The 26,132-nt window shown below is 24.6% G+C and carries 33 protein-coding genes and 1 pseudogene; 11 read left to right on the plus strand and 23 right to left on the minus strand.

Going from position 1 to position 26,132, the window contains the following annotated elements; translation table 4 throughout:
- Positions 1-17: 17 nt before the first annotated feature.
- The 14 genes and pseudogenes from ACZ91P_RS09935 to ACZ91P_RS10000 form a co-directional block, all read right to left on the minus strand.
- Positions 18-2,237, minus strand: a pseudogene (locus ACZ91P_RS09935) (spiroplasma phage ORF1-like family protein).
- Positions 2,230-2,445, minus strand: coding sequence for a hypothetical protein (locus ACZ91P_RS09940; protein ID WP_465155603.1), 216 nt, complete (start codon positions 2,443-2,445; stop codon positions 2,230-2,232). Before ACZ91P_RS09940 ends, ACZ91P_RS09935 begins: the two are co-directional and overlap by 8 nt.
- 103 nt (positions 2,446-2,548) lie before the next feature.
- Positions 2,549-2,785 (minus strand): hypothetical protein, encoded by a 237-nt coding sequence (locus ACZ91P_RS09945; protein WP_465155605.1) that lies wholly within the window; start codon positions 2,783-2,785, stop codon positions 2,549-2,551.
- An 18-nt stretch (positions 2,786-2,803) separates the two neighbouring features.
- Positions 2,804-3,238, minus strand: coding sequence for a hypothetical protein (locus ACZ91P_RS09950; protein ID WP_465155607.1), 435 nt, complete (start codon positions 3,236-3,238; stop codon positions 2,804-2,806).
- Between the two features lie 3 nt (positions 3,239-3,241).
- Positions 3,242-4,243, minus strand: a complete 1,002-nt coding sequence (locus tag ACZ91P_RS09955) for a hypothetical protein (protein WP_465155609.1) — start codon at positions 4,241-4,243, stop codon at positions 3,242-3,244.
- The gene (locus ACZ91P_RS09960) at positions 4,243-4,452 is read right to left on the minus strand and encodes a DUF2649 family protein (protein WP_465158978.1); all 210 of its coding nucleotides are present in this window, start codon (positions 4,450-4,452) and stop codon (positions 4,243-4,245) included. The genes ACZ91P_RS09955 and ACZ91P_RS09960 overlap by 1 nt, the downstream gene beginning before the upstream one ends.
- Positions 4,453-4,598: 146 nt before the next feature.
- Positions 4,599-5,036, minus strand: coding sequence for a DUF3627 domain-containing protein (locus ACZ91P_RS09965; protein WP_465155612.1), 438 nt, complete (start codon positions 5,034-5,036; stop codon positions 4,599-4,601).
- Positions 5,037-5,291: 255 nt separating this feature from the next.
- A complete protein-coding gene (locus tag ACZ91P_RS09970) occupies positions 5,292-5,519 on the minus strand; it encodes a hypothetical protein (RefSeq protein ID WP_465155614.1) in 228 nt (75 codons plus the stop codon).
- Positions 5,443-5,667, minus strand: coding sequence for a hypothetical protein (locus tag ACZ91P_RS09975; RefSeq protein WP_465155616.1), 225 nt, complete (start codon positions 5,665-5,667; stop codon positions 5,443-5,445). The genes ACZ91P_RS09970 and ACZ91P_RS09975 overlap by 77 nt, the downstream gene beginning before the upstream one ends.
- 719 nt (positions 5,668-6,386) lie before the next feature.
- A complete protein-coding gene (locus ACZ91P_RS09980; RefSeq protein ID WP_465155619.1) occupies positions 6,387-7,346 on the minus strand; it encodes a lysostaphin resistance A-like protein in 960 nt (319 codons plus the stop codon).
- A 127-nt stretch (positions 7,347-7,473) separates the two neighbouring features.
- The gene (gene gpmI, locus ACZ91P_RS09985) at positions 7,474-9,048 is read right to left on the minus strand and encodes a 2,3-bisphosphoglycerate-independent phosphoglycerate mutase (protein ID WP_465155621.1); all 1,575 of its coding nucleotides are present in this window, start codon (positions 9,046-9,048) and stop codon (positions 7,474-7,476) included.
- Positions 9,049-9,092: 44 nt separating this feature from the next.
- The gene (locus tag ACZ91P_RS09990) at positions 9,093-9,434 is read right to left on the minus strand and encodes an HAD family hydrolase (protein ID WP_465155623.1); all 342 of its coding nucleotides are present in this window, start codon (positions 9,432-9,434) and stop codon (positions 9,093-9,095) included.
- A gap of 125 nt (positions 9,435-9,559) precedes the next feature.
- The gene (locus ACZ91P_RS09995) at positions 9,560-9,799 is read right to left on the minus strand and encodes an HAD hydrolase family protein (RefSeq protein WP_465155625.1); all 240 of its coding nucleotides are present in this window, start codon (positions 9,797-9,799) and stop codon (positions 9,560-9,562) included.
- Positions 9,800-10,008: 209 nt separating this feature from the next.
- Positions 10,009-10,371, minus strand: coding sequence for a hypothetical protein (locus ACZ91P_RS10000; protein WP_465155628.1), 363 nt, complete (start codon positions 10,369-10,371; stop codon positions 10,009-10,011).
- A gap of 516 nt (positions 10,372-10,887) precedes the next feature.
- On the opposite strand from ACZ91P_RS10000, the gene ACZ91P_RS10005 reads away from it, so the two are divergent.
- The 9 genes from ACZ91P_RS10005 to ACZ91P_RS10045 all read left to right on the plus strand — a co-directional run bounded on the left by ACZ91P_RS10005 (position 10,888) and on the right by ACZ91P_RS10045 (position 14,913).
- Complete coding sequence (locus tag ACZ91P_RS10005; RefSeq protein ID WP_338988931.1) at positions 10,888-11,127, plus strand: hypothetical protein; 240 nt, start codon at positions 10,888-10,890, stop codon at positions 11,125-11,127.
- A gap of 519 nt (positions 11,128-11,646) precedes the next feature.
- Positions 11,647-11,931 (plus strand): hypothetical protein, encoded by a 285-nt coding sequence (locus ACZ91P_RS10010; RefSeq protein ID WP_338991147.1) that lies wholly within the window; start codon positions 11,647-11,649, stop codon positions 11,929-11,931.
- A gap of 180 nt (positions 11,932-12,111) precedes the next feature.
- A complete protein-coding gene (locus ACZ91P_RS10015) occupies positions 12,112-12,366 on the plus strand; it encodes a hypothetical protein (protein ID WP_465155631.1) in 255 nt (84 codons plus the stop codon).
- Entirely contained in the window at positions 12,359-12,523 is a 165-nt protein-coding gene (locus tag ACZ91P_RS10020) for a hypothetical protein (RefSeq protein WP_465155633.1), read from the plus strand. Before ACZ91P_RS10015 ends, ACZ91P_RS10020 begins: the two co-directional genes overlap by 8 nt.
- A gap of 2 nt (positions 12,524-12,525) precedes the next feature.
- Positions 12,526-12,663, plus strand: coding sequence for a hypothetical protein (locus tag ACZ91P_RS10025; RefSeq protein ID WP_465155635.1), 138 nt, complete (start codon positions 12,526-12,528; stop codon positions 12,661-12,663).
- Between the two features lie 2 nt (positions 12,664-12,665).
- Entirely contained in the window at positions 12,666-13,367 is a 702-nt protein-coding gene (locus ACZ91P_RS10030; RefSeq protein ID WP_465155637.1) for a hypothetical protein, read from the plus strand.
- Between the two features lies 1 nt (position 13,368).
- Positions 13,369-14,277, plus strand: a complete 909-nt coding sequence (locus ACZ91P_RS10035; protein WP_465155639.1) for a recombinase RecT — start codon at positions 13,369-13,371, stop codon at positions 14,275-14,277.
- Positions 14,262-14,732, plus strand: a complete 471-nt coding sequence (locus tag ACZ91P_RS10040; protein ID WP_465155641.1) for a hypothetical protein — start codon at positions 14,262-14,264, stop codon at positions 14,730-14,732. The genes ACZ91P_RS10035 and ACZ91P_RS10040 overlap by 16 nt, the downstream gene beginning before the upstream one ends.
- Before the next feature lie 4 nt (positions 14,733-14,736).
- Entirely contained in the window at positions 14,737-14,913 is a 177-nt protein-coding gene (locus ACZ91P_RS10045) for a hypothetical protein (protein WP_465155643.1), read from the plus strand.
- A 24-nt stretch (positions 14,914-14,937) separates the two neighbouring features.
- On the opposite strand, the gene ACZ91P_RS10050 is transcribed toward ACZ91P_RS10045, so the two are convergent.
- From ACZ91P_RS10050 to ACZ91P_RS10075, 6 genes are read right to left on the minus strand one after another with little or no spacing between them, the layout of a single operon-like run.
- A complete protein-coding gene (locus ACZ91P_RS10050) occupies positions 14,938-15,336 on the minus strand; it encodes a hypothetical protein (protein ID WP_465155645.1) in 399 nt (132 codons plus the stop codon).
- 44 nt (positions 15,337-15,380) lie between these two features.
- Positions 15,381-15,932 (minus strand): hypothetical protein, encoded by a 552-nt coding sequence (locus tag ACZ91P_RS10055; RefSeq protein WP_465155647.1) that lies wholly within the window; start codon positions 15,930-15,932, stop codon positions 15,381-15,383.
- A gap of 23 nt (positions 15,933-15,955) precedes the next feature.
- Positions 15,956-17,407, minus strand: coding sequence for a hypothetical protein (locus ACZ91P_RS10060; protein ID WP_465155649.1), 1,452 nt, complete (start codon positions 17,405-17,407; stop codon positions 15,956-15,958).
- Positions 17,397-18,335, minus strand: coding sequence for a hypothetical protein (locus ACZ91P_RS10065; protein WP_465155651.1), 939 nt, complete (start codon positions 18,333-18,335; stop codon positions 17,397-17,399). Before ACZ91P_RS10065 ends, ACZ91P_RS10060 begins: the two co-directional genes overlap by 11 nt.
- 6 nt (positions 18,336-18,341) lie before the next feature.
- On the minus strand, positions 18,342-19,442 hold the full coding sequence (locus ACZ91P_RS10070) for a hypothetical protein (protein ID WP_465155653.1): 1,101 nt from the start codon (positions 19,440-19,442) through the stop codon (positions 18,342-18,344).
- A 17-nt stretch (positions 19,443-19,459) separates the two neighbouring features.
- Entirely contained in the window at positions 19,460-19,921 is a 462-nt protein-coding gene (locus tag ACZ91P_RS10075) for a hypothetical protein (RefSeq protein WP_465155655.1), read from the minus strand.
- A 349-nt stretch (positions 19,922-20,270) separates the two neighbouring features.
- On the opposite strand from ACZ91P_RS10075, the gene ACZ91P_RS10080 reads away from it, so the two are divergent.
- Entirely contained in the window at positions 20,271-20,438 is a 168-nt protein-coding gene (locus ACZ91P_RS10080; protein ID WP_465155657.1) for a hypothetical protein, read from the plus strand.
- A 99-nt stretch (positions 20,439-20,537) separates the two neighbouring features.
- A complete protein-coding gene (locus tag ACZ91P_RS10085) occupies positions 20,538-21,104 on the plus strand; it encodes a hypothetical protein (RefSeq protein WP_465155659.1) in 567 nt (188 codons plus the stop codon).
- 30 nt (positions 21,105-21,134) lie between these two features.
- On the opposite strand, the gene ACZ91P_RS10090 is transcribed toward ACZ91P_RS10085, so the two are convergent.
- From ACZ91P_RS10090 to ACZ91P_RS10100, 3 genes are read right to left on the minus strand one after another with little or no spacing between them, the layout of a single operon-like run.
- Entirely contained in the window at positions 21,135-24,362 is a 3,228-nt protein-coding gene (locus ACZ91P_RS10090; RefSeq protein ID WP_465155661.1) for a hypothetical protein, read from the minus strand.
- A gap of 4 nt (positions 24,363-24,366) precedes the next feature.
- On the minus strand, positions 24,367-25,758 hold the full coding sequence (locus tag ACZ91P_RS10095) for a hypothetical protein (RefSeq protein ID WP_465155663.1): 1,392 nt from the start codon (positions 25,756-25,758) through the stop codon (positions 24,367-24,369).
- Positions 25,751-26,056 (minus strand): hypothetical protein, encoded by a 306-nt coding sequence (locus ACZ91P_RS10100; RefSeq protein ID WP_465155665.1) that lies wholly within the window; start codon positions 26,054-26,056, stop codon positions 25,751-25,753. The genes ACZ91P_RS10095 and ACZ91P_RS10100 overlap by 8 nt, the downstream gene beginning before the upstream one ends.
- Between the last annotated feature and the right edge of the window lie 76 nt (positions 26,057-26,132).

The following is a 26,132-nucleotide window of genomic DNA, read 5'->3' on the forward strand; positions in this document are numbered from 1 at the left end:
TATTTTTAAGTTCCTTTTTAAATTAATCGCACAAATTTCATAAATATAATTAATAAAAATAAATTAGTTATTGCACTATACAATGCAGGACTAAATTTTCATACTTCAAATGTTTGACTAAAAAAACTATAAATTGTTTGAAAAATCTTACCAACACCACTCGCTAGTTCGTTTACTTGTTTAATACCAGGGATATTATTAACTATTCAAATTGCCGCATTTCTGATATGACACGCTAAATTATATCAACTACAACTTTCATATTGTGCTTGTCATCATTGACTATCAGGAAATAATCCACCGTTATTAATTTCTTGTCAGTTATAAATACCAAAATTAAAATCATAATAATAATACATATCATTATCTTTTTGTGCTTGTAATTCAAAAACATTATAACCGATTTTTTGTTCTTCCATTTTCTTATATTTTAAACCATACTTGTTTTTTAAAGTTCCTTCAAAAACATAATCCTCATTTTGATTAATATTATAATCATTTGCAACAGAAAAATCATAATTAAATACATCTCCATAATTAGTGTTATAAAATCGATTTTTATAAGCAGAATACATCTTAAAATCTAATGATTTATATTTATCAGAAAAATAAAAGTAACGAGGATAAATTTTAAAACCATTATTTGCTAATAAACCATATTTTTTATTATATCCTTGTGTATAAGTATTATTTTCTAAATCAAAAATTGTTCGTAAATAATCTTTATAAAAGTTTTGTGAAACTGTAAACATACTATTTAATAATTTTTCAAATCGATTTTTATTAATATTATTTTCATCAATTAAAACATCTCTAAAATTAACTAATTTTAAACCAAAAAAATTAATTAAAACAGTATCATATTGTAAATTATCAATATAACCACTTTCAATAAAATTACTACGATTTTGAAACACAGGTACCAAAGCATATGCAAAAAAGGCTTTTAAAAATTTATTAATATCAATTTAACCTTTCATCTGTTCAAAAACTTCTTTACCAGTATTAGGAGTATTACCCTGATAATAATTATATGTTTCAGCACTAAAATTAAATGTATTTTCTTTATCTTTCATAAAAGAAAATAAAAAACCTAAATCATCAGTATATCGATAACTATTATAATCATATCCATTCCAATATTGTTTAAGATGTATTAATTCTAAACTACCAGCAATAATATTATTATCTTTATCAATTGTTAAAACCATCCGATAAATTGATTTTTTAGTTAAAATAGTATCAATACTAGACTTGTCCAAATTATTAATAATTTCAAAATCAAAGATTATTCGTTGTGTTCCAACAATGGGAATCTCATAATCAGGATTACCGCCTTGCTGTACTCTAATATTTTCTTGAATAATAACATCTAAGTAATTATTTAAAAAATCTTTAATCTTATTTTGACTATTAATATTTCAATCTGTAATTTCACCAATGGTTTTATTAATTGCTGGTATTTGTGGTTCACCATTATCATCTCAACGATAAAGACCTTTTAATTTACTTGCTTCAGCATAAACTTTTATATCACTAGGAATAAAAGGAATACCATCTATTTCTTTAGCAAAATCTGTATCATGTTTAAATTTTAATATTTTTCATTGTTCACCATTAAAAGGTTGAAAAACAAAAAAATAAAATTTATTTTCTTTATTAAAAACAAATGAATTATAATTAGTAATTAATTTTCAATTATCTTCTATTAAATTAACTGATTGTAAATCATTTATATTTGTTTTTAATTTATTTAACATTTGCGTTAAATTATATTTAGTTGTAAAAGAACAAATAAAATTTGTTAATTCTCTTAAAAATTGTTTTTTATCAACATCATAAAATTTATTAATGTTATATTGTTTAACATAAGTATCTCAATTTTTATATAAATCCATAAACTTATCACTAGTTTTAGTGTAAGAAACACCAGTTGAATAACTATCCTTTAAAAAATCTAAATATCATTTATCGTTATAAATTAATGATTTTGATGTTTTTAAAGTAGGATTAATAAAATAATTGGTATCACTTCAATTTTCGAAAAAAATACTGCGTAAAAACATTGTATTAATAAAATCAGTTTCATTTATACCAGTTTCTACACCTCGCTTTGTTCTTGCTTTTTCTTCTGTTTGTTGTGATTGATGGTTTTGTTGTAATGTCATCGCCCTTAATGAGAAAAAAGAAATCAATAAAATTGGTATAAACGAAAATAATACTAAAAACTTACGCATTATTTTTTACCAATTTATTTTTACAATTTTCTTTTATTAATTTAATAATTTCATTAAATAAATAACCATAAAAATAATGAATTATTAAGATATATCACAATATATCAAATCATAAACCATAAATTATATAAAAATTTATACCAGCATATTTTTCTTTTAATTCTTCAATCGTTGAAACTGTATCTAAAATACATACAAGCGTTAACAAAAAACTTATAATAAGATACAAAATCAAATCAACCCAAGAATAAACAAACCATTTTGTTTCTTTTCTTTTTTATTTTCTACATTACTTTTCATAAATTCAACTCCTAACTATATAATGTTTTTGAAATAATAAAACCAATAATATATAAACTTGATATTGTTAACATTAACGGATGACTAAATAAAATAGCCATTTTACCAAAAATAGATAATAATCAAGTATCAGAATTATATAAATCCATAATAATATTTTTTGCTGATGTTAATTGATTTATAATAATTGTTATAAAACCTGTACCGAATATAGCGATTGCCACTACCAATAAAACTAACTTAATCATATAAAATCAACTCCTTACTTATTTTTTTATTCTTTTAGTGCTATGAATTCTTTTAAATCCTTGTTCTCTTGTTTTTGCTTGTCTTGCTAAACTTGATAACTGTTGTTTATTGCGACTAACTTTAAATTGTTTTCATTCTTTAATATGTTTTTGTAAACCTTGTTTAGTACTAGAAACACTCCGAACAGTAGCACCGTATAGTTTAGAACTATTAATAACACCACTTTTAACTGTTGAACCTAAATCGTTATAATTAGTTGATGTTCCATGAATAGCATAAATTGATAACTTAATAACCATAAAAAAGATTAAAAAATAAGCAATCGTTATATTTGTCATTGGCAATTTAGTATTTCAAATTACATCAAAAACAAATAAAAAAGTATCAAAAATAAAACTAAAAATCTTATTTCAATTATCGTTATTAACGCTTTCACTTAATAAATTACTCATTTTTTATCTTTCCTTTCCCTTTTTTGCTTTTAAATTTTCTTTCAAAATATCAATATCAAACAATTCTAAGCGTTGTTTATTATTTAATTTTGATATATCTTTTCAAAAATATTCTTTTTTATTAACAACTTCATCATTTTTTAAATCACGGACAAAACTTAATCAATGACTATCGTATTTATTTGCAAATTCAAGCGGAATAATTATTTTAAAAAATCGAATTCCTAATCCAACATCCGACTTATGTTTTGCTCTTTTACCTTCTGCTATTCGTTCTACTGATTTTGTTTTTCAAATTTTATAATCTGTAATATCTTGGAAAATACCAATTCGCATAACAAAACTACGATTAAAAATATTACCTAATTTAGATTTAACGGGTTTTTTCAATGAAATCGGAATAATAATATCACTTGCTAAATGACGAATATTATTTCACATCATTCCCTCACGCTGTACGGTAAAAATCGCTCTATTTTTAAAATGTCTTGCTAAAACAATCCACACACTTTTACCACCATGAACTTTTTTAACTTCGTGGGGACTAGTTCTATCAATATATAAAAAACTTTCATCAAACAAAATTAAACTATCGTCAGGCGGTACTAATTTAGTTCTATCAGTAAAATCTAAATTATTAAAAGTTAAAAGTTTTATTGCATCATCTTCAATTGGATAATTACTATAAATTTTCTTTGTTAAAAGTTTCATAACTTGTGATAAAAAAGTTAAAAGTAATGTTTTACCAGTTCCTAATTTACCAATAATTACTGATAACGGATTATCTCAAATAAAGTAAACTAAACGAAAAACATTTAACTGATAAAAAACATTTTTTCAAATTCACCAAACAAAATAAACACACTGCAAAGCAAATAAAAGTCAAAATACTAAACCAGTATAATTTAATGAAATTATTCAAAGTAATAAATCAATTAAACTAAACAAAACCATTGAACTATTAATAAAACAAAAATTTATTAGAAAAAATACAAACTTTTTCATTACTTAAAATACCCAACTATTTTAAAAATCATTCACAATAAGAACCAAGTTAAAAACAAAATTACAATTCAAACACCAATCATTAAAGTTAAATATTCATTTTGTGTTAAATTTCAAGTTGTAATAGTTTCAACATTAGATTTATTTATAAATAAAAATATATGAATAAAAAACTCTTTTAATTTTTCTCAATCATTTTGAAGTTTTAAAAACTTCACATTTTTTGAATAAGTTTGAAAAAAATTCCAAAAAATAAAACTATAAATAATACAAACGATATGACATATAAAAATTCAGGGGCATTTGAACCAATAATATAACTAACAAATTGAACTCAATAATTATATAAACTCATTTAATTTAAACTTTCTAAGTCATTAATTAATTGTTGTACTTTTTCATCACTTCAATTTGTTAAATTATTATTGTTATTTATTTTTACTTTTTTAGGTTCATTTTGAAATAATGCTTTATGCATACGCGTAAAATAGTTTTGTTTATATTGATTATACAAATCAATTATTTCTGTTCCAGTTAAATATTTTCAATCGTGTTGTTTTAAATTTTCATCATATTTTACAATACGATAAGAATTATCATAAATCAAACCAATTGCTACTTGTTCTGAGTATTTTTCACTCGGATAAATAAATTTATTACTCAATCAAAAACCAATATGACGATTATGATTAGGTAAATTTATAAAACTTGCTTTATCTATTTCAAAAGCAATAAGTTTCTTAGAAATAAAATAATTTGCTATATTCTGATTTTTCTTATAAAAATTATTCAATTTTATCAACTCCTAACTAATTATTTGTTTAATAAACAATGTTATATTTAATGTTTATATATTGCTTATTTTTGATAAAAACACTGATTATTAACAATGTTATACATAATATATAAAATAATAAAAATTGGCACACTGAAAAATACTATTAAGTTTTAAAGTAATAGTTATATAAAATAAATTAATAAAAAATAAATAAACTAGTGTACCTTAGTTTTTGTTAAAATACTTTGAATATTAGAGTAATATACTCTATTAAAATCCTTTAACCATATGACGGAAAAAGTTTAATATCTTAATAATAATAAATAATCCAAATGGAATTAAAATAATTCACGAATCACCTAAAAAGGTCATTAATTGCGGTAAAATACCATATACAGCATCTTTTACTTTACTCATTGCATTACCTAAACCAGTTCAAATGGAATTCATTCCATCACCAAAACCGATTTTTGTAACTGTTTCAGTTAATAAATTCATTATTTTCTATCCTCCTTTTTTTCAAATTCTTTTTTTCTTTTTTCTTATCTTGAATTTGTCTAACTTTTTGATAAATTGATAAACCAATTCACGCAAAAATACCTAACAAAATCAAAATACTAAATATTCATGTTAATCATACTGGCATGATATAACTCCTTTCATAAATTAAAAAATTGAAATTTGCAAACTCGCTCTGCTCGTTGTCGCTTCGCTCCACTTAAAAACATTATTGAATAAATTATCCGCTAATAAATTACGCGGAATAATTTATTCTTTTACTTTTTAATTTCAATATCTTTTACAATCTTATTAACAGTATTAATAACAATATCTTTACCATACTTTTTCACTAATGACCGCAAAATTAAATATTGCTTTGTTTGCATAATTTTAACTCCTTATTTAAAATATTAATAAAATTTATTTTGTAAAAATGTAAATACCACAAAAATACAAAATGTATGTGGTTTCTACACAAAAATATACATTTGTTTTAAGATGTTTTTCAATATCTTTTCAATTTCAAAATTCTTTTTTTGATCAGTTATAATTCCCTTTAAATGTTTTTTTAAATGTTTATTTTTAAAAATTTGTTTTAAAGTTTCTAATACTTCTATTATATTCAAGTTTTAACACAGCATTGAGTAAATGTTACAGATTCATTTATCGGCGGTAGAACATGAATGGGAATTGGAACCGGTATTAGATTATATAATGATTAATAATAATATTGCTATAAATAAATCTCTAAAGAATCTTTTTTAGAAAATCATTCATTGTCTTAGAACATAACTAATTAAATATATATCTGTATAAGTTTGTTTCAAAAAAATAAAAAACACTTTAGTGCTTTTTTAAAATTAATTATGCTAAAAATTTTGATGCAGCAAGCATTAAAATGGCAACAATGCAATTATAACCAGCATGAGGAATTATGGTATATGTAACATTCCCATTAACAATAAGAAATAGCATTCCTAGTGTTAATGATGCTCCAATATATCCAATAAAATGTTCTCAATCACCAGTTTCAGCGACATGCATGCCAGCAAAGAAAATTGTTGATGCAACAAATCCAAGTCATTTGTTACCACTTAAACTAAAAATTCCGTGTCTAGTTGCTAATTCTTCAACAACTGGAGCAATTAAAATTGTATAGATAAATAAGAAAGCAATATTTCACCATTTATCTAGTCCTTTAATTAAATTATTTTGATTGTTTGAAGTTGTTGCTGTTATTAATGATTGTAAATAAACAAAAAATAAATGAATTGAAAAAACAGCAATAATACTAATTGAGCAAACAACAAAAAGACGTTTGCAATCTTGTTTTAAAGTTAATTTAATTTTTTCAAAAATTAATGCTGATGACCGATAAAGAATAAAAATTGTCACCAATCCCGCAATTATTAATGTTAATAAATTAATTGTTGTTTTAACACTATCAGATGGATGAAACTGGTTTACAATGGTTCCAATTACTAAACCAATAATATTTGGAATAAAATAAAAATAATAAAAGGCAATAGCACCTGACCGCATAATTTCATTTTGTGCACCACTAATAACAAAATATGAACCAATTGCAACAATAATCCAACTAATAAAGTTCATCCCTGCTAAAGCATATTCATTATGTGTAAACATATATGAAATTAAAATATTAATAAAAAAGGGAGCAAAAATAGCTGTTCCTAAAAAAATATAACCCGTATTTTTAAGTTTAACTAAATTAAAATCAAAGGGAGCAGCACGATCAACTAATGTTGGTTTTAACTCATATCATGATCTTTTAGGATTATAAACATTATCATTATTAGTCATTTTTATTACTCCTTTAAATCCTACATTTTATTATATAATAAATTAGTTAAAAATCCATTTAAAATTTAAAATTATTTGGTACAGAATTTTGAATCCATCTATTAAAAAAGATATTTTGCAATGTCTTTTATTTAATTAATGATGGTTGTGTCATTTCAGGGGGAATTTCTTCACCTAATAAATCTAAGATTGTCGGAGCAATATCAGCAATTGCCGGATTATCTTTTCGTAATTGTAACCCCTCTTTTGTAATAATAATTGGAACCAATTGTGAAGTATGCTTTTTATTAGGACCCCCTGTTTCATCAATCATAATTTCAGCATTTCCGTGGTCAGCAGTAATAATCATAATTCCGTTAACTTTCTCAATTGCTGCATAAATTTTACCAAGACAATCATCAATAGCTTTAACTGCTTCGATTGCGGCTGGTAAGATTCCAGTATGCCCAATCATATCACAATTTGCAAAATTTAAAATAATAACATCAAATTCATTTCGATTAAGTTCAGCAATTAATTTATCAGTAATTTCATACGCTGACATTTCTGGTTTTAAATCATAAGTTGCTACTTTTGGTGATGGAATTAAATTTGTTGAAGCCCCTGGTAATGTAATTTCGGCTTGTGTTGCTAGACCATTTTTAAAATAATCTTTTCCACCATCAAAGAAAAATGTAACATGAGCAATTTTTTCTGTTTCAGCAATTCGCAATTGACGGTAACCTTTTTTACTTAATCATTCTCCTAAACCATTAATAACTTCAATTGGTTTAAAAGCAACATGTTTAGAAGCAACTGTTTCTGCATATTCCATCATTGAAACAAAATAAATATCATATAATTTTGGCATAAAATAAGTTTGTGCATCATTACCCGGAAAATTAGGATTTGTTAAAGCCGAAGCTATTGCAATAGCACGATCAGGACGAAAATTAGCAAAAAAGACAGCATCACCTGATTTAATATAACCTCTTGGAGCATTAATATTATATGCTGGCATTAAAAATTCATCATTACGGCCAGCTTGATATTCACGGTCAATATATTCTATTGGGTCACTAAATTCTGAGCCTTTTCTTGAAACTAAAACATCATAAGCAACCTGCACTCGGTCATATTTTTTATCACGATCCATTGCGTAATAACGACTACCAATGGTTGCAATTTCGCCAACTTTTAATTCGTTTTGTAATTGTTGAAATTGTTTAAGATAAATTTTAATACATTCTGGTTTCGTATCACGTCCATCACCAAAAATATGCAAGTAAATTTCTTTTTCTCCTTCTTGTGCTGCTAATTTATAAGCAGCAAAAATATGGTTTAAATGTGAATGAACACCACCATCTGAAAATAATCCCATAATATGAAAAGCACCATTATTTTTTTTTGCAAAATTAATTGCAGCTAAAAGTTCTGGATTTTGATTAAATGTTCCATCTTTAATTGCTTTATTAATTAAAGTTAATGATTCATATTTAATGCGACCTGCTCCTAAATGAATATGTCCAACTTCAGAATTTCCCATTTGTCCTTCTGGTAAACCAACTCATTCTCCTGCCGCATGTGCTGAGACTCATGGATATTTTGCTTTTAGCTTTTCAACATTAACCATATGCCCTTGTGTTACAGCATTTCCTTTTGAATCAGGTGCAATCCCTCACCCATCAAGAATTGCCAATAAAATTGATTGTTTAACTTTCATTTTATTATTTCTCCTCTTTTTCTCTTTTCTTAACAATTATATAATTATTTTCTATTATTGAGAATATATTTTTCAATCATTTTTGCAACACCACCTGTTTCAACCGTTGTCGTTACTTCTTTTGCTATTGCCTTGATTTGTTCTTGACTATTCTCCATTGCAATTCCCAATCCTACATTTTTAATCATTCAATAATCATTCATACTGTCACCAATTGCCATCATTTCTGATAAAGCAATATTCCATTGGGATGAAATTCATTTCAAACCAGCTAATTTACTAATCTCTGGAGCATTTATTTCTGCTGTTCCTGAGGCATCAATTGCAATTTCAATATTTTGCCCACGAGCTGCAATAATAAAATCGTCGTTTTCATGAACATCCATTACAATACATTTATAACTTTTATTTTGAATTGTTAATTCAGAATCATATTGAATAAATTCTCCATCAAAAAATGCTAATTCAGGATTATTTTGAGCAACAGGATTAAAATTAACAATAACTTTGGTTAAATCATCAATATAACATCATAATTTTTTATGATATTTTTTGCCAATTGGAATAAAAAATTAACTTGAGAAGCAGACAAGGTTTGTTGATGAACAATTGTATGTGTCTTAATATCATAAATACATGTACCATTAAAACCAATAAAGTATTGATGAAAATAATCCATTTTTACTTTAATAGCTTCTGATAATAAAGTTAATACTGGTCGTCCTGTTGCAAAAATAACTTGTACCCCCACATTTTTTGTGCTTTAATAATTGGCATAATATTGGCCTCGTGAATCCCTTGATGAAAGGAACAAGCAGTTCCATCCATATCTAATGCAATTAATTTAATTTTATTCATAATTCCCTACTTTCTATTAAAATCTCATAATTATATTGTAAAAGAAAAAACCATATTTAAAAATATGGTTTAAAAACTAAATTCTCAAACAAGAATTATCCCTTAAACAACTGCATTTGCATTTTCAGTTGCTACTTCATTTTTCAAAAGTCAATCTCTTAATTGCGGACGAAAACCATAAATAGCACCTACACAACCACCTAAAATTGCTAAAACAATTAAAATAGTAATAAAAACAGTTAATCAAGGACGTATTTTCTTTGCACAATTTTTACATTGACATTGAATTTTTTCAATATTTGCTTGATGTTTTTTGCTATTAGTTCCTTTTTGCTGCTTATCATCAAATAAATCGGGTGGTCCTGGTACTCCAATATTCATATTTTGGCCAAGTCCAACTTTAATATTTGGATCAATTGGGGCATTTAAGAAATCTGATGGTTTAATTAAAGTACGATTTTGCATATTAGTAATTCGTTCAGCAATCGTTTGAGGTTGAGTTCCTTGTACCGATAATTGTTGTGAATTTTCTTGTATAGTATTTATTTGTTGGTTATTTTGTTGTCCTCAATTACTAACATTAGGAGAAAATATTGTTGATTCACATTTTGTTGTTGATATTTCGGCGCTGATTGAGCCCCTTGGTTAGTACTAAGTTGGTCGCATGTAAAAAAGAAGGGTTTTAACAAATACATAGAAATTGAATAAAAATAATAAACCATTTACTAAAATGGTTTTTTTATTTGTAAAACCAAAATTATTAATTGATTCAGAGAAAGGACAGCATCTTAAATTCTTAAAATAGAAACTTTTTATTACAACTTTTTGATACCCTCTTTAAGTTGTTTACACATTTATTAAATATCTTAGAAATCTTTATAAAGTGTACCTGTTTTTTCTCCAATTTTAAGGTGTTGTCCTTTCTCTGTTTCAGTTAATTAATTTGCTAATAAAAAAACTTAATAAAGGAAGGAGTAGGTAATGAAAATTAATAAGCAACAAACAATATGTGATGTTGATAATTGCTATAAAGCAATATCATTCATTACCGAAGAATTTTTATCAAATAAAGTTTTATGAACTTGTGAAAAACATAAAGATTTATTGAATAAAGTAAAAGATAAAACACAAAAGCGGTTTTATAAACGCCTAGAAAATTCAAAAATTATCTTTGATTATGAAACTGGTTTATTAAAACTTAAATTTTATAAAACAACTTAATGCAGAGCGAAACGGTTATTTTAAATAACTAAGTGTTTTTATTCCACAGCCGGCCGAGGCAAGTACTGAAATAGTGTATGAGGAAAAATGTAAATCGGCGCTGGTTCATTAGAACTAAGCGATAGTCGTGATAAGTCCAAGGTTAATATCAAACGACAATAAAAATAGAGATAGTGACTTTACAATTAAATTTGCGAAAAGTGTGGTTGGTTGGAGTTTTATAGCATTTGGTCCTTTAAAATGCGAGTGAATTTTTAATTTAAAAACTGAACGTCAAATCCCAGAGCAAAAGCACAAATGGGCACGGATAAAGGAAGACATATATATGTCTGGCGTCAATATTAAAAAAACAACTGTGGATTATTAAACATTCAAACAATTAACATATCGCCACCGCTCACCCCCAGTGAGGCGGATGGCGTAGTAAGTAAATAGATAAATACTTATATAACTAATTCTCGCTTGGCACTTTCACTTGGGAGTGAGTGCCAGCGAGTTAAAACTAGGAGGAAAAAATAAATGACAGAATATAAAAGTAAATATATTAATAAAACTTGAAATGAAATAACAACATCATTTTATTGAGTTAATTGTCAACCTATTAATTGTCGTATTTCACATCATAAAAAACATTATGATTTGCAATGTTTAGAATGAGCCAAAATGTACTTAAATTTATTTAAAGATAAATGAGATGTTATTGCTTCTTATATGCAATATTACAAAATTAACGATATTTTAGATTTAGCTTCTGATGGTTGAAAAATATTACAAATTGACCAAAAAATCAAAGGAATAATTTAGGAGGTTTATATGAAAAAGTTAAATAAAATTTGTCTTAAAAAAAGATATTGAGTTATTGCTTTAAATGTAATCAAGAAAATAAATTAAATGAATTAATGCTTAAAAGTTATTCAGTATCATTTGAAGATATGACTGATGAACATTGAGCATTAGGAAAACAAAATTAGGAGGAAATAAAAAATGATATGTAATAAAGCATTAAAAATTACCAATAAAGATATTATTTATGCACAAATTGATAGTGATTATTCAGATAATTTAGAGTTAAATTTATATCTTAAATTTGGTGATGAGGAACGACATGTGGGTAATATTTCATTGCCAACAAATTTTGACTTAAATTGCAAATGATATGAAATTGATGAAGTTAAAAGTTTAATTAGTGATTATTTAGCAGATGAAGAAGCAGATTATGAGGTGATAAATTATGAATAAAAGATACTTATTAGTAACAAAAGATAAATATAGCTTAAATACTACATATTTTTATACATTTGATGAGGCAAGAATTTATTCTGAAAATTTAAATTATTGTAAAACTACAATTATTGATTTAGAAAACAAAAATATTAAATGACAAGGATGTGAGTAAATATGTGAAAAGATGAAGATGGTAAGGTTTATACCGAAGAAGACTTATTTAATATAGCATTAGAAGAATGTCACTCAGAAGACGGTGCTTATGAGTATATTGATAATTTAATTATGAATATGAATTTGGAGGAAATTTAATTATGGAAGACTTAAAATTAAATAATGAAGTTAAAAATATTACTTATCCATTTTATTTAAAAGGAAATGATTTTAAAGAATTAAGTTTAAAAGCATTAACAATTAAAAAATGAATTGATGAAAATGGGCAAGAATTAGCAGAATTTATATATCGACAACAAGCTTGATTAATAAATGGAGAATATAAATCACAATCACTAAAAGATTTAAAACTAGTAGTTTCAAAAATTGATTATATTTTTAGAGAACCATTAGAATTAATAAAAAATTTTAAAGATGAATTAAATTTTATTAGAAAAGATATTTTGAATTTAGAAAATAATATTAAAAGTAATCATGATTCTTTTAAAAATAGTGTTATTAATATTCAATTTCAAAAACAAAATGAAATTATTGAAAATCACAAAAAAGAACAATTTTTAGAAATTAAAAGTGTAGCAAAACAAATGCAAGAATTAAAAATTATTACTAGTAATTTTCGTAAAGAAAAATTATTAGTTAAAGATATTGAAGTTATAGGTATTAATGATGATTTTTTACAAAAAGCTGATAAATTAGAACTTATTAATCTTATTAAAAACTATTTAATTGTTGATGAACAAATTGTTAAAAATGAAATTAAAGAACAATGAGATAGTAATAAAGATATTAATTTAATTGGTATTAAAGGTATTAATTTTAAAATAAATAAAGGAGAAAAATAATATGGCAAATATTGTTGAATTTTTAAGAACAGATAAAGCAACAGAATGAATAAAAAGTAAATTTTCAAATGAAAATGAAATTGCAAGATTTAAGAGTAATATAGTTTCAATATCAAACAGTAATGAATTATTACAAAAAGCAGACCCAAAAACAATTATGACCGCTTGTTATCAAGGTGTTTTATTAAATTTACCTATGGAAAAGCAATTCGGATATGCTTATGTCGTTCCATATAATACTAAAATAACAAGAATTATTAATGGTCGTGAAATCCAAGAATGAATTAATCAAGCACAATTTCAAATGGGTTATAAAGGTTATATTCAATTAGCTCAAAGAAGCGGTCAATATTTAGATATGTCAGTATCAGACGTCAGAGAAAATGAATTAGTAAATTATGATAGATTAAAAGGAACTAGTTTTAATTGAATACAAAATGAAGATGAAAGAGAAAAATTACCAATTATAGGTTATGTAGCATATTTTAAAATGGTTAATGGTTTTGAAAAAACATTATATATGACAAAAGAACAAATGGAAAATCATTTTATGAAATATTCTAAAACTTATGCTAAAAATAAATCATTTTATATTGCTAGTTTTGATGAAATGGCACTTAAAACAGTATTAACTAGTTTATTGCGAAAATGAGGTATTATGTCAGTCGAATTACAACAAGCTTATAAATCAGACCAAGCAGTTATTACAACTAATGATGAAAAGATTTATATTGATAATGATAATAATATAAACATAAATAAGAGTCAAATTAGCAACGAAAATATATCAAATAATAATTTATTACATGAATCAAATGAAAGATTGACAGATAATAATGTAGTAAAAGAAGAAGATATATCAAATGTATTACCAACAGTTAACAACGATGAGGAATGAGCGACTTGATAAAAATAGGTATTGACCCATCAGGAACTGGCACTACGGCCGTTGCTATTTTTGAAGATAATAAATTAATTGATAAATCTGAATATACAAATCATTATTGAATTACACAAACCGATATTATTTTAGATAAGTTAAAACAAGATGCAATTATTAATATTGAAGATTGTTTATATACAAATGCTAATGGTTCAAAAGACCGTGATGATTTATTAAAAATAATTGGAGTAATTAAATATGATACACACGAATTAAATAATGTTAATTGAGTATCACCAAAACATACTAAATCAGTTGTTAAAAATATGGAAAATTTAAGTAAATATAATGATAGTTGTATATGAAAATATGATAAAGATAATAATTTAACTTATCAATATGGTAAAGGTTGATTCTATAATAATGAGAAAATAAGTAATCATTTACGAGATGCCATTATTATTGCTAATTATGAAGGTTAATATTATGAAAAATTCATATAATCAAAAAACAGAAAAATATTATTCTAAATTAATTCGTAATGTTAATATTTACTTAAATGAAAATGAAGAAAAAGTTTGAAATGAATTTAATGGCCTTACTTATTCACAACGAATAGAACATCTTATTAATTTTTATATAAAACACAATAAAGAAAAATAAAAAATAACCTTAATTGGTTATTTTTTAAATGCTATTTGTTAGTTGTCTAATAGCATCTTTTTGTTGTTGTTTTTTGTCATTTACTTTAACTTGTTTTTTAACATTTTTAATTTGACCTGTTTTTAATGCTAATTCTGTTGCATAATCAGGCCCTCGTAAATGTTTTTCGTGGGCAATAACAGCAGTTCTTAATTCTCTAATTTCTGCTTTATATTTTTTAATTTTTTTAGCAGATAATCCAAGAATACCAAGACTACCCATTCCGCCTGCACCTGCTAATACAAGTAAAGCAATTACTATTTCATTACTAATTTCCATTTTAATATTTCCTTTCTTATCCTTACTCAAACAGTGGCCATCTATTTTTTCAAAACAAAATAATTTATAAATTAAACTATATAACCACCCAAAAATATCAACCACCCCTAATATATAGTCTATTTTAAATTTAATTCTTTGTTATTTTCTTATGTTATACCATCTAAATTATTTCATTGTTTTGCTATTCTTGGTTGAATAACACGCGGATTAATTCGACATTCTAAACAATGTCTTAAATGGTCTTTTTTTCATTTTGATTTATCAATTCAAATAATAATTAAAGAAATTATTAAAGTAATTAAAGGTAATATTGTAAATACTAATCCCATTTTAGATATTTTTAATCGTGGTATATCAATTTTCATATCTACTTTTGGTTTACTACTAGCAACAAATATACCCTGAATTCCGTGTGTAAATAAAGGGGTTAATAATATGGCAATTCCATTACCTCAATATTGACCATAATTATATCAATTAATATTATCTTTTATTGCATTAATCATGCCATATTCTAATCAACAATTTAATGCTAAAAATATCAATGTATAAAAACTAACTACTCAACTACGAATTTTATATTTCCTTTCTCATTCTCTAATATCTTTATGAGTTCAATTATAAGTCGGAATAGGGTCTTTTTTAAATCAATTTCAAGGTAAGACACCCTTTAATCAAGTCATTTTATCTTGTTTCATAATTATTTACCTCATTTAATTTTTTATTCATTTTTATTTAATTCTAATCATTTTTTGTTAAATAATTCTTTAATATCATTTCTATTATTTGAAATAATTCTTCATACTGGGTGTTTTTCAAGTAAGTTTAATTCATTAATAGTTGTTGCACTATTTATTTTTCTTATCAATATATCATAAGAATCCGATGTTTCTTTTGAAAAATCAGTATCCATATCACGCTTATAAATAGAATGTGGTTCATCTGCCCTTAATTCGCTATTATTTATTAATTTTCTTTTAATTGTTAAATCTTTAATAACAATATTATTTGTGTAATTTGAAATTGAGCCGTCTTGCTTAATTGTTATTCTTTCATATGAATTATCTGCTAAAAATGTAAAAATTGATTTTTGTGATATTGTTTCAAAATAATATGTTACAAATTTATTAGCAGATGCATAATCTGTTATTGAAATTGATATTTTATAGTAATATTTTGTTAAATCATAATTTGGAATTTTAAATGTTAATTTTTCGTTTGCTTCTGGATAATTAATTAATTCTCAATCATTGCCACCACTAATAGATATATCACCACTGCCTAATAATGAAGAACCATTAATAGTTTTAATATTTGTACCGCTTACTAATTTATCTTGTTTAAGATTAATATCTTGTGATGTTTTTACAATATATTTACCATCAACTTTTTCAATATAATTTTTATTTAAATCACTATCTTTAATAATATCTGTTGGAATATCGCCACTTTGTTTTGCTTTTCAGACATTATTTTCATAATAAATACTATCATTATCAAATGGAACAATAAGTTTAATATATTCGTTATAATCAATTTTAGAAAAATCATTAACAGTTGGATAAAAAATATTTATTGAATTATCTGTTTGCAATCGTTCTTTTAATCAAAATAATAATGTTGGATAAAAAGTTTTTTTACTAATATGTTTATATTCTTCTTCTCATGAATGAGCATAATTATCTAAACTATAATTATATGGTCTAGATACTGTTTTACTAGATATAATATCAATTATTTCACCTGCTAATTTTAAAGCATTTTTAACATCTCTGGTAATATTTTCATTTGCTTCAGGGTCATTAGTTTGTGAATAAGCAACTCCACCTTGTGAAAATGATGCACTACCAGTTAAATCATTTACTCCTTTTGGTAAATATCAATTAATAACTGCTAATAAACAAGCAGATTGAATATAACTTAATCATTTATCATATTCAATTAAACCAGTATTATCTTTTTTTACTCATGGAAATAATTCTTTTTTATTAATCTTATCGGAAATTGTTCCACCTGATAATCTATCCATTCATAAACTAGTTTTTAAAATAGCATTATAAATTAAATTATCATTATAAGCAGATTGTTTTCTTTCATTAATAGGTTGTCAAAGTTTACTTTCTTTAACATCTTCAACTGTTATAAATAATAAATTATTTAAATTATTTTTCATATAATACACCTCTTAATTTATTACGATATTTATTTTTTAAATTACTTGGCTTATAACTATTAACTCTTGCTTTTGCTTTCTTAATTTTTTTAATAGTTTGATTAGTTTTGTAAAAAATATTTTTAACTGGTGTTTTATATAAATTCTTAATATTTTTAACATCACTTCGGCGTTCACGATATCATTTTTTATTATTAATTTCACCAGCAAAATTAAAATTAAAATGTCCAATTTTTAAATTATTAATAAACTTTTTAATTTGTTGTAATTTTTGAACTGTTGGTAATGTTAATTTAGTAGTTCCTTTGGGATATTTTTCTTTTAATGCTTGTGGTAATCGTTTTTTAATATAATATCTTAAATGATTAGGTAATCATTTTCTTAATCAATAACGCCAAAATAAAGATCCTGCATTAGATACAGCATTACTTAATAATTTTCATATTTCAACTGGAACACTAGGATAAACATAAGGTCCATAAAATTTCGGATGTTTTGCTGTTTTTGTATATATTAAAATAGTTAAATTACCTGTTAAAGTTAATTTATTTGTAATATTAAACATACCACTATCAAGTCAACTACTATTTAAAGGTTGTCAATTAGTATTTAAATAATTTTCATTTTTAAATTGTTTTCTATTTTTAATATTATTATCTTTTTCTAATTGACTTAATATTTGTTGAATTTCTTTTTTATGACCTTTTTTAATTAAATCTAAATAAGTAAATGGATTTAATCACTGATAAATATCTTCAACTTTATTTGTAATTTTATTATATTTATCACTAATATAATTAATTGGCTTTAATATTTTATTTTTAACTTGATTAACTCTATTAATTAAATTTACAAATTTACTTATTAAAGGTTTATTTTCTAAATTAGATACTAATAAAGTTAAAACGCGTAATATTAGTAAATTCATTTTATATTAACCTTGATTATTTGGTTTTGATTCTGGTTTTGATGCTGAAATTAGATAATCAACTGGAACTCTAAAAGTTTTATTTAGATTACTTTTAGCGGCAGTAATTTCATCTTGGCTTGGTTGTTTTTCCAAAATAATTTTACATGTTTTAGGATATAAAATAGTTGGTGTTGCATATTGAACTTTACCAATTCATTTAGGATTAGCAGTATCATTATCTAAAACTTGTTGAATAGTATCCATATTAATTGGATAAGCTCATACTTGTTTATTAATAATTAAACCATTTACATTAGTAAAATTATAACCTTTATCACGGTTAACTTGTCCTTTTGTATATGTTTTTTCTAAATGAAAGCTTTTTGATACTGGAATACCCATTGCTGTATTTTCATATAATTCACCATTAACCATCGATTTTAGTTGTGCTTGTGAACCAATTACTTTTAAAAAAGCAGGTGTTAATCCTAAATATGATCTTCGACCTAAAACCATAAACATTTTATCTGTTGGTAAACCAAAATATAAATTACTAATTTGATTTGTTAATTCAATCAAAGTTTCATTTAATGTAAAGAATGCTTTATTTGCATCATCTGCATTTTCTGCTGTATAACTACGAAATGGAATTACTTCATATTGACCATCTGCTAAACAATAATCATAAATAGCCTGAATTAATTCACATTCTAAATTAACAAATTTATTCTGTACAACACTAGAAATAGCATCAGCAATAACACCATTTTTAATATTTTGTTCTATTAATGCTAAGTCAAAAGCTTCATTCATTAATTTTAAATTAAATCTTTTATCAATAGGAACTGAAATTCTTGTTAATCCCATTGTTTGAGTTGTCCCACCATTTGGTAATGAATAATCATCTTGTCATACCACACGATGAGTTAAATTATATAGTGCTTGTCCTGCATTTGGTAATCAAGCAACTTGTTCTGCGGTTGCAGTAGCATACTGCATAATACTTGCATATTCATTATATAAAGGTCCACGCAATAAAGCATTAACCATATCAACATACGCTTTTTGGTCTGTTGTATTACCTTGTAATATAAAAGGTACTTGTGGCAAGTTAATTGTTGCCATAATATTTCACTCCCTTATTATCTAAGGTTTTTAAGTGTATAATCAGTTATTTTTTTAATTTCATCAGGAGTATATGCTCCTTTTTCTTTAATAGTTTCAATTTCTTCATTTTTATTTTCACTAGATTTTTCAATCATATCTTTAATAAAATTAGTTGGTGAAACTGATGGTTGTTCTTCAACAAACAAATCAGGTTTTAATTCTTTTAAAGTTTGCATTTTTTCAGATAAAGAATTACCACTAACTTTATCTAAATTAGTTTTAATATCTTCAATTTTAGTAGATGGAACATCTTTAAATGCTTTTAATTCATCTAATTCATTAGATAATTTAATAAAGTCTTCTTTTGATATAACATCTTCGCGTTTTTGCACACTTTCTCTAATTTGCTTTGCTTCATTATTAAACTGATTTAAGATATTTTCCGCAATCTCTTCACTTAAACCTTGTTCTATTAATTGTTCTTTTGTAAGTGCCATTTTATAAACTCCTCTTTTTTTATCCTTGTTCGATTAACAAGTCAGCATAACTCTTTTTACGGAAAAAGATTAAACCTATGCTTTTATTATATATTAATATTTTACTAATACAATACTTTTTATATAACCCCTAAACTTAATATCTTTGCTTGCATATATATATATATATATATATAATGCAGGTAGATCTTGATAAAAAGTTTCAAGATTAAGAAAAGGAGAAAAACAAGTATGAAAAAATTACTTAGGAAGTGTTTTTCTTAAAACAAATAACTTAAAATATCATTTAAATTTACACGGATGAGACTTTAAAAAAGTTTGTGAAACAAACTAAAAAGCTAATATACTTTTGAAAGATTCTTCTATCGGAAGTGTTGGTGGGCTTTTGACGGGTGCAGTAGTTGGTAGTTTTGTTCCAGTTATTGGTACTTTAGTTGGTGGATTTATTGGTGTTGTATTAGGCACTGGAGTTGGCACATCTTATTCTGTTGTAGATTTAATTAATGAATGTTATTAAAATATAATCAATTATATTTTAGTTTAAATACTATAAATTAGTTATATTAAATATATGTAGTTTATATATATTATTAATGTAAAAATATTTTAAGAAGGGGTGGGTACTAAAATTAAAAAAATATTAGGTATTTTAGTAACAGTCACTTTAACAGCAACAAGTACAACAAGTTTAGTTGCTTGTAATAACATAGCAGAATACACACCAGAAGAATTAAAATATTTAAAAAAAGAAAACCAAATAAATACAACGAATAAAAATATTAAAAACAATTTAGAGTGAATAGCGCCACAAGAAAAATCATTTAATAATGTAGATAATAAATATTATTATGTAGTATGACACAGTAATTCAAGTGAAAATTGAAGAATTACAAAATTTAAAAATGATACAAAAACATCAAAAGAAAATGGAAAAAGAATAATTGTTAATGAAAATGGTGTAGAAAAATTATTTATATTGAAAGAAGAAAAAGGATTTATTGGAAATAAAGAAATAGAATTTCCAAAAGATATAACAGTTCAATGAAACTCATCATTTACTTGAAAATTTAGTCAACCTGCTAGTAAAAAAGTTTTTAAATCAGTTTATCGTTGAAATTTAGATACTAATGAACCTGATTTAATTTTAGACGAAAATGACAATGTAATAGTTAACGGTGAATAAAAAAGAGATTATTATAAATCTCTTTTATTTTTATCTTGGTTTTATTGTAATTTTAACTGGATTATCACTTTTATTTTTAATACCTAGTACATTGGGATTATTAACATTTATTGTAATATTTTGATTATTACCAAAATATTTATAAAAATTCATAGTACTATAATTAAGATAAAATGGCGATAATTCTAAATATAATACTTTTGAAAATCTAATTTTTAATTTCATATCATTTGTATAATATGCTTGTAAATAAGTTTCTTTGATTTTATCATTAACTTTATTAGACAGTGATGTTATTTGTAATAAAAATAATAAAGTTGCACCATAAAGTTCATAGGTACTTTCATACAAATTCTTTATTAAACCATTAGTATAACCGATAGCGAATGTTTGAATATCATTTACTTTTATATTATCAGTATATAAAGTTATTGTATTCTCAAAATTAACATTATCACTTTGTGAGAGACCTGTGGAACGTAAACTTACATCGGTTAATGTTTTAAAATTATTTTTACAACTATCAACACCACCTAAAATATTAACATTTCTATTAGGAATAAAATTCTCTATATCGGGTGGTTCACATTCAACTTGTAAATTACTTAGATTACTTATTTCAATTGTTTTATAAGAACTAATAAATTTATCAATACTTTGAATTGTTGGGTCAATTTTTTTTAAGTCAAGTTCTATTTCAGAATATCCATTAAAATAATTATTATTAAATAAATTATAAAAATTATTTCCTCTAATTATTGAAAGAGTATTAGAACACTGTGTTGGTATAGTAATTTTAGTTAATAATGGTTTTGCTGTATTAGCATCTCATATATTTTTTGTATATTCTTTGTAATTATATAAAACTGGTGGTAATACATATTGTGGGTAATTAAATGTTGGTATTTCATAGTCATGTGGTAGTAAGAAACTAGTTTTATAGTTAGTTGTCATATCGCGTAAATAATTATTTAATACGCTTTTTGTTTTTCCACGAAAACTTCATACTGATAAGCGTAAATAATCTTCTTCATTATTTGTATATGGGTTATCTGCATAAAAGATAATTTCAAAATTACCTTTATATAATGCTTGAATAGAAAACATATCAATTATATAACTACAATTTGTCCCATCAGGTGTTTGTAAGAATTCGCAATCATTATCTTTTTCACTATCACTAACTGGTGTTTGAGCATCTACTGATCTTACTAATTCATTAATTAAATATATGCGATTAGTTTTAGGGTTTAATTGTTTTAAATTGTAAGTTGAATAAGTTATTCGTTCTGTTGGTTTACCATCTTTTTCAAAAACATTGCCTTGTATTTTATCAGTTAATAAAGTAGTAAAACTAAAACTAGTAGCATTAGCACCAATCATAGCACCAATTTTATCATTTCCTTGTTCTCTAAATATTTCAAATGGTAAATAACCTTTACCAGCAGCCTTATCACCTCAAAATGCATCATTATAAAAACTATAAACATTAGCACTCATAAAGCCATTAAGTCATTGGAAATTAGGTCAAGTTTTTTCATTTTGATTAATTACTCATCCTCATGGAATACCAAATGAAATAAAGTTTAAGAATTTACCAACTCCACCTGGTATCGTAAAAGGATTAAAAACTAATTTTTGTGTATAGTTTAAAGGTAATACTGTAATTTGGCGATTAATAAAATTATTCATATTTAAAATATCTCAAACATTACATGCGCTCATTTTATTATATTCAATTTGAACTTGACCAACGGTATTACCGAATTCATCTTTTCTTCTAAAATAAGATGATGCCTGGGTAGTAATAATATTATCAACTGTACCACTGTTTGTTTTTATTTTTGCTGGTGGTGTTATTTTTCAATCTTTAGACCAGTAAAATTTAGAATCTTTATCTTCTTTATGAATATTTCTACCAACAGTAGAATTAGTTGCTGATGTAGTGGCGGGGTCAGTTATAACAATACCCTCACTATTTTTCTGTTTTCAAAAGTCGTATCTGCTTTCCATATCTGTTTTTCAGTCTTTATAACCAGTTATTATTGTTGGTTGTATTCCTTGAATGTTATATCAACTTACTTCGGGTGATGCATAAGTATTTACTTTATCAGGTGGTGCAGGAAACATGTTATACATTAATAAATCTCTTGAATTCATTACTTTTTTATTAAATTGACCTTTAATAATTGGTCGGCCAATAACTGGCATATCAAAAAAGATAGGATTACCATAAAATTTAACTGCCACTGCTATAACCCCTGGGTCTTTTAATAAAATCTCATCTAATTCAACAATACCTTTATTTAGTTTTTCATCATAAGTTATTTTAGGAAAACAATAACCTTCACCTGGGGCACTTGTTTGTATAAATTGTCGTACTGATAAACCACTATTACTAATTTTGTCATTAATACTTGAAAAGGTAATTTCTTGTCATAAAAAACTACCATCATAAGGTGAATAATAATTAATAACATTTGATGGATATAATCATTGTCTATCTTGGGGTGCAGAATTAATATCACCACCACCAATATTTAAACCACGATCATTAAATACTGTATAAAAATTATAATAATCATTAATATTTAATTTATCAGCATCTTCATCTAAAATTAATAAAGTATATTGTCTTTCGGTTGATTGTTGAGTAAATACTTGTTCGAATTTAGCTTCACCGAATTGGATTGAACTTCTATCATCAATCATATAAGCATCTCAATATTTACCAACTTTAACTTCTTTTGTATAAAAATTATCTGCTTTATTATCATTATTAACAAAATAACTTAATTTGTATTGCTTTAAGTATTCTAACATTCTATTAATATCATAAATGTTTTCACCAGCAATTAATTTTCAATAAACATTATTATTTTCATCTTTTAATTTTATTGCAAAAGGTGTTTCATTATTTGCTCATATTGTTGAATTAATAGATTGTTTATTAAAATCATCAATCGTTAAGATAGTAATTTCTTCACCTTTATATTTTTGGACTATTTTTAAACTACCTTGTCATTGTGCAATAGTACTTTCCATATTATCAAATATTCGTGAATAACTACCATAGTCACTTGGTTTTGCATTATTAGGTTTTCATCCTGTTTCAGTATCAGGTATATATGAACTATAAACATTAAAAGGAAATACCATTCAATGTCTATTATCTCTTATGTTTTCTCTGATATCTATTAAAGTATCATGGGCTTGTCTTCTTAATTCTTCCATAACCCCTGGATTAATTCTACTCATTTTTTTAATTCTCCTTAATTTCTGTTCTCCCTTGTAAGGCATTTTGATTATTACCAGTTTCATCATATTCTAGTAATTTATTATTATGTTCGATTTCTTTAGCTTGCATTTTATCTTGTCATTGTTCTACTTTTTCAAAATATTTTGTTGCTTCTAATTCGTCAACGTTATCATATTCAGTTATGGCTCTTATTGGTTCCATTGTTCCATTATCTAATCTAGCGATAATTAATTCATTTTGTCGCATTTGATCAACTAAACTAGCACTAATAAAATCAAATCCATAAGGGCGTTCACCGCTACCATCTCATAAATCATAATATTTTAAAACAGTATCAAACATCTTGGTATAATATTGTTTACGATATGCCTGTAAATATGCTTGTTTTTCTAAGTCTTTTGTTTTAGTTAATAATGACTGTGTTTTATTTTGATCATTATCTGATTTATCACCAAAAGGACTAGAAAAATGACATGCTAAATATACTTGTTCAATAATAGATTTTTGGTCTTCAGTATATGTTTCTAAGGTTGGTGTACCTTGTACCACTTGTAAAGATTGGGATAATTGACCATCTACTGTTGATGAACTTGATTGAACAAAAATATCATCAAATACATCTTGTAGTACTTTTTTATTGCCTTTGTTATAAGCAGTCATTAAATCATCACTTAGTATCCCATATCAATGCGTACGATTTGCATATCTTTCTTTTGATTTAATATTAAAACTATCTTCTAAATCAAATTGTAATTTATAACAATTTGCCATTGTAGGTCATGGATTTAAAGTTGTTGATGTTGATAAAAATAAAGGATTAGATTCATTAATCATTTCTCAAAAAGGTACAATACCTAATTTATTTTTAAATTCTTGTACTAAAACAGGTCTAACATCATCTTTAATTTGTGTTTTACTTTGACCAACAACTACTTCATTATTTTTAGGTCAACCTTTAATAACTATTTTATCTTTGGTACAAATTAAATTTAAAATAAAACCACTATCTGATTGATGATAATTTAATCAAATATCAGCACCTTGTTCAATTTCATTTATTTTACTTACACGAGATGTAAAGTTAAAAGGGTTAATTCATAAATCAATATTGCCATCACTAGTTTCTAATAAACCAAAGATAGTTTTACCCATTAAACTTGCTGTTAATTCATTTTTATCTAATTTTTCTTTTATTTTATAAGTTTCATATCATCAATTTAATTTTTTTAAAATATCTTTACGATGAGATTTAAATAAAATATCTTTACCATTTACTAATCGCATTTGATGGCGAGCAATAATATTGGCCAAATTAATTGTTCAATCATAATTATAAAATTTTAAAACACTATTAATATCATTTAAGTTTGGTAAACTAGGGAAAGTATTATGCATTGTTATTTTGCTCCTTTAATTTTAAGATAAGTGCATAATTAATAATATTTACTGTTAATAAATTTGGTTCATTTGCCAAAACTTGAACACATACTTTAACTTTTCGATATTTTTTAATATATTCATTATATAAATTTAATTTACATATTGCGATATTATCTTTTTTTAATTCTTGACAAAGTCTTTTTTTAACTTGTCCACAAACAGACATATAAGGTCTTTTTGCATTTATTACACGCTCATCATGTATTACATAAATATCTTTTTTCATTAATTTATTCACTCCCTTTGTTGTCATAATTTATAATCTGCTGAACTATTATGCTTAACCATTGGTATTAATTTAAAATGTAAAGCATAAAAATCACTATCAA

It is taken from the genome of Spiroplasma endosymbiont of Halictus nicosiae, from assembly GCF_978018445.1.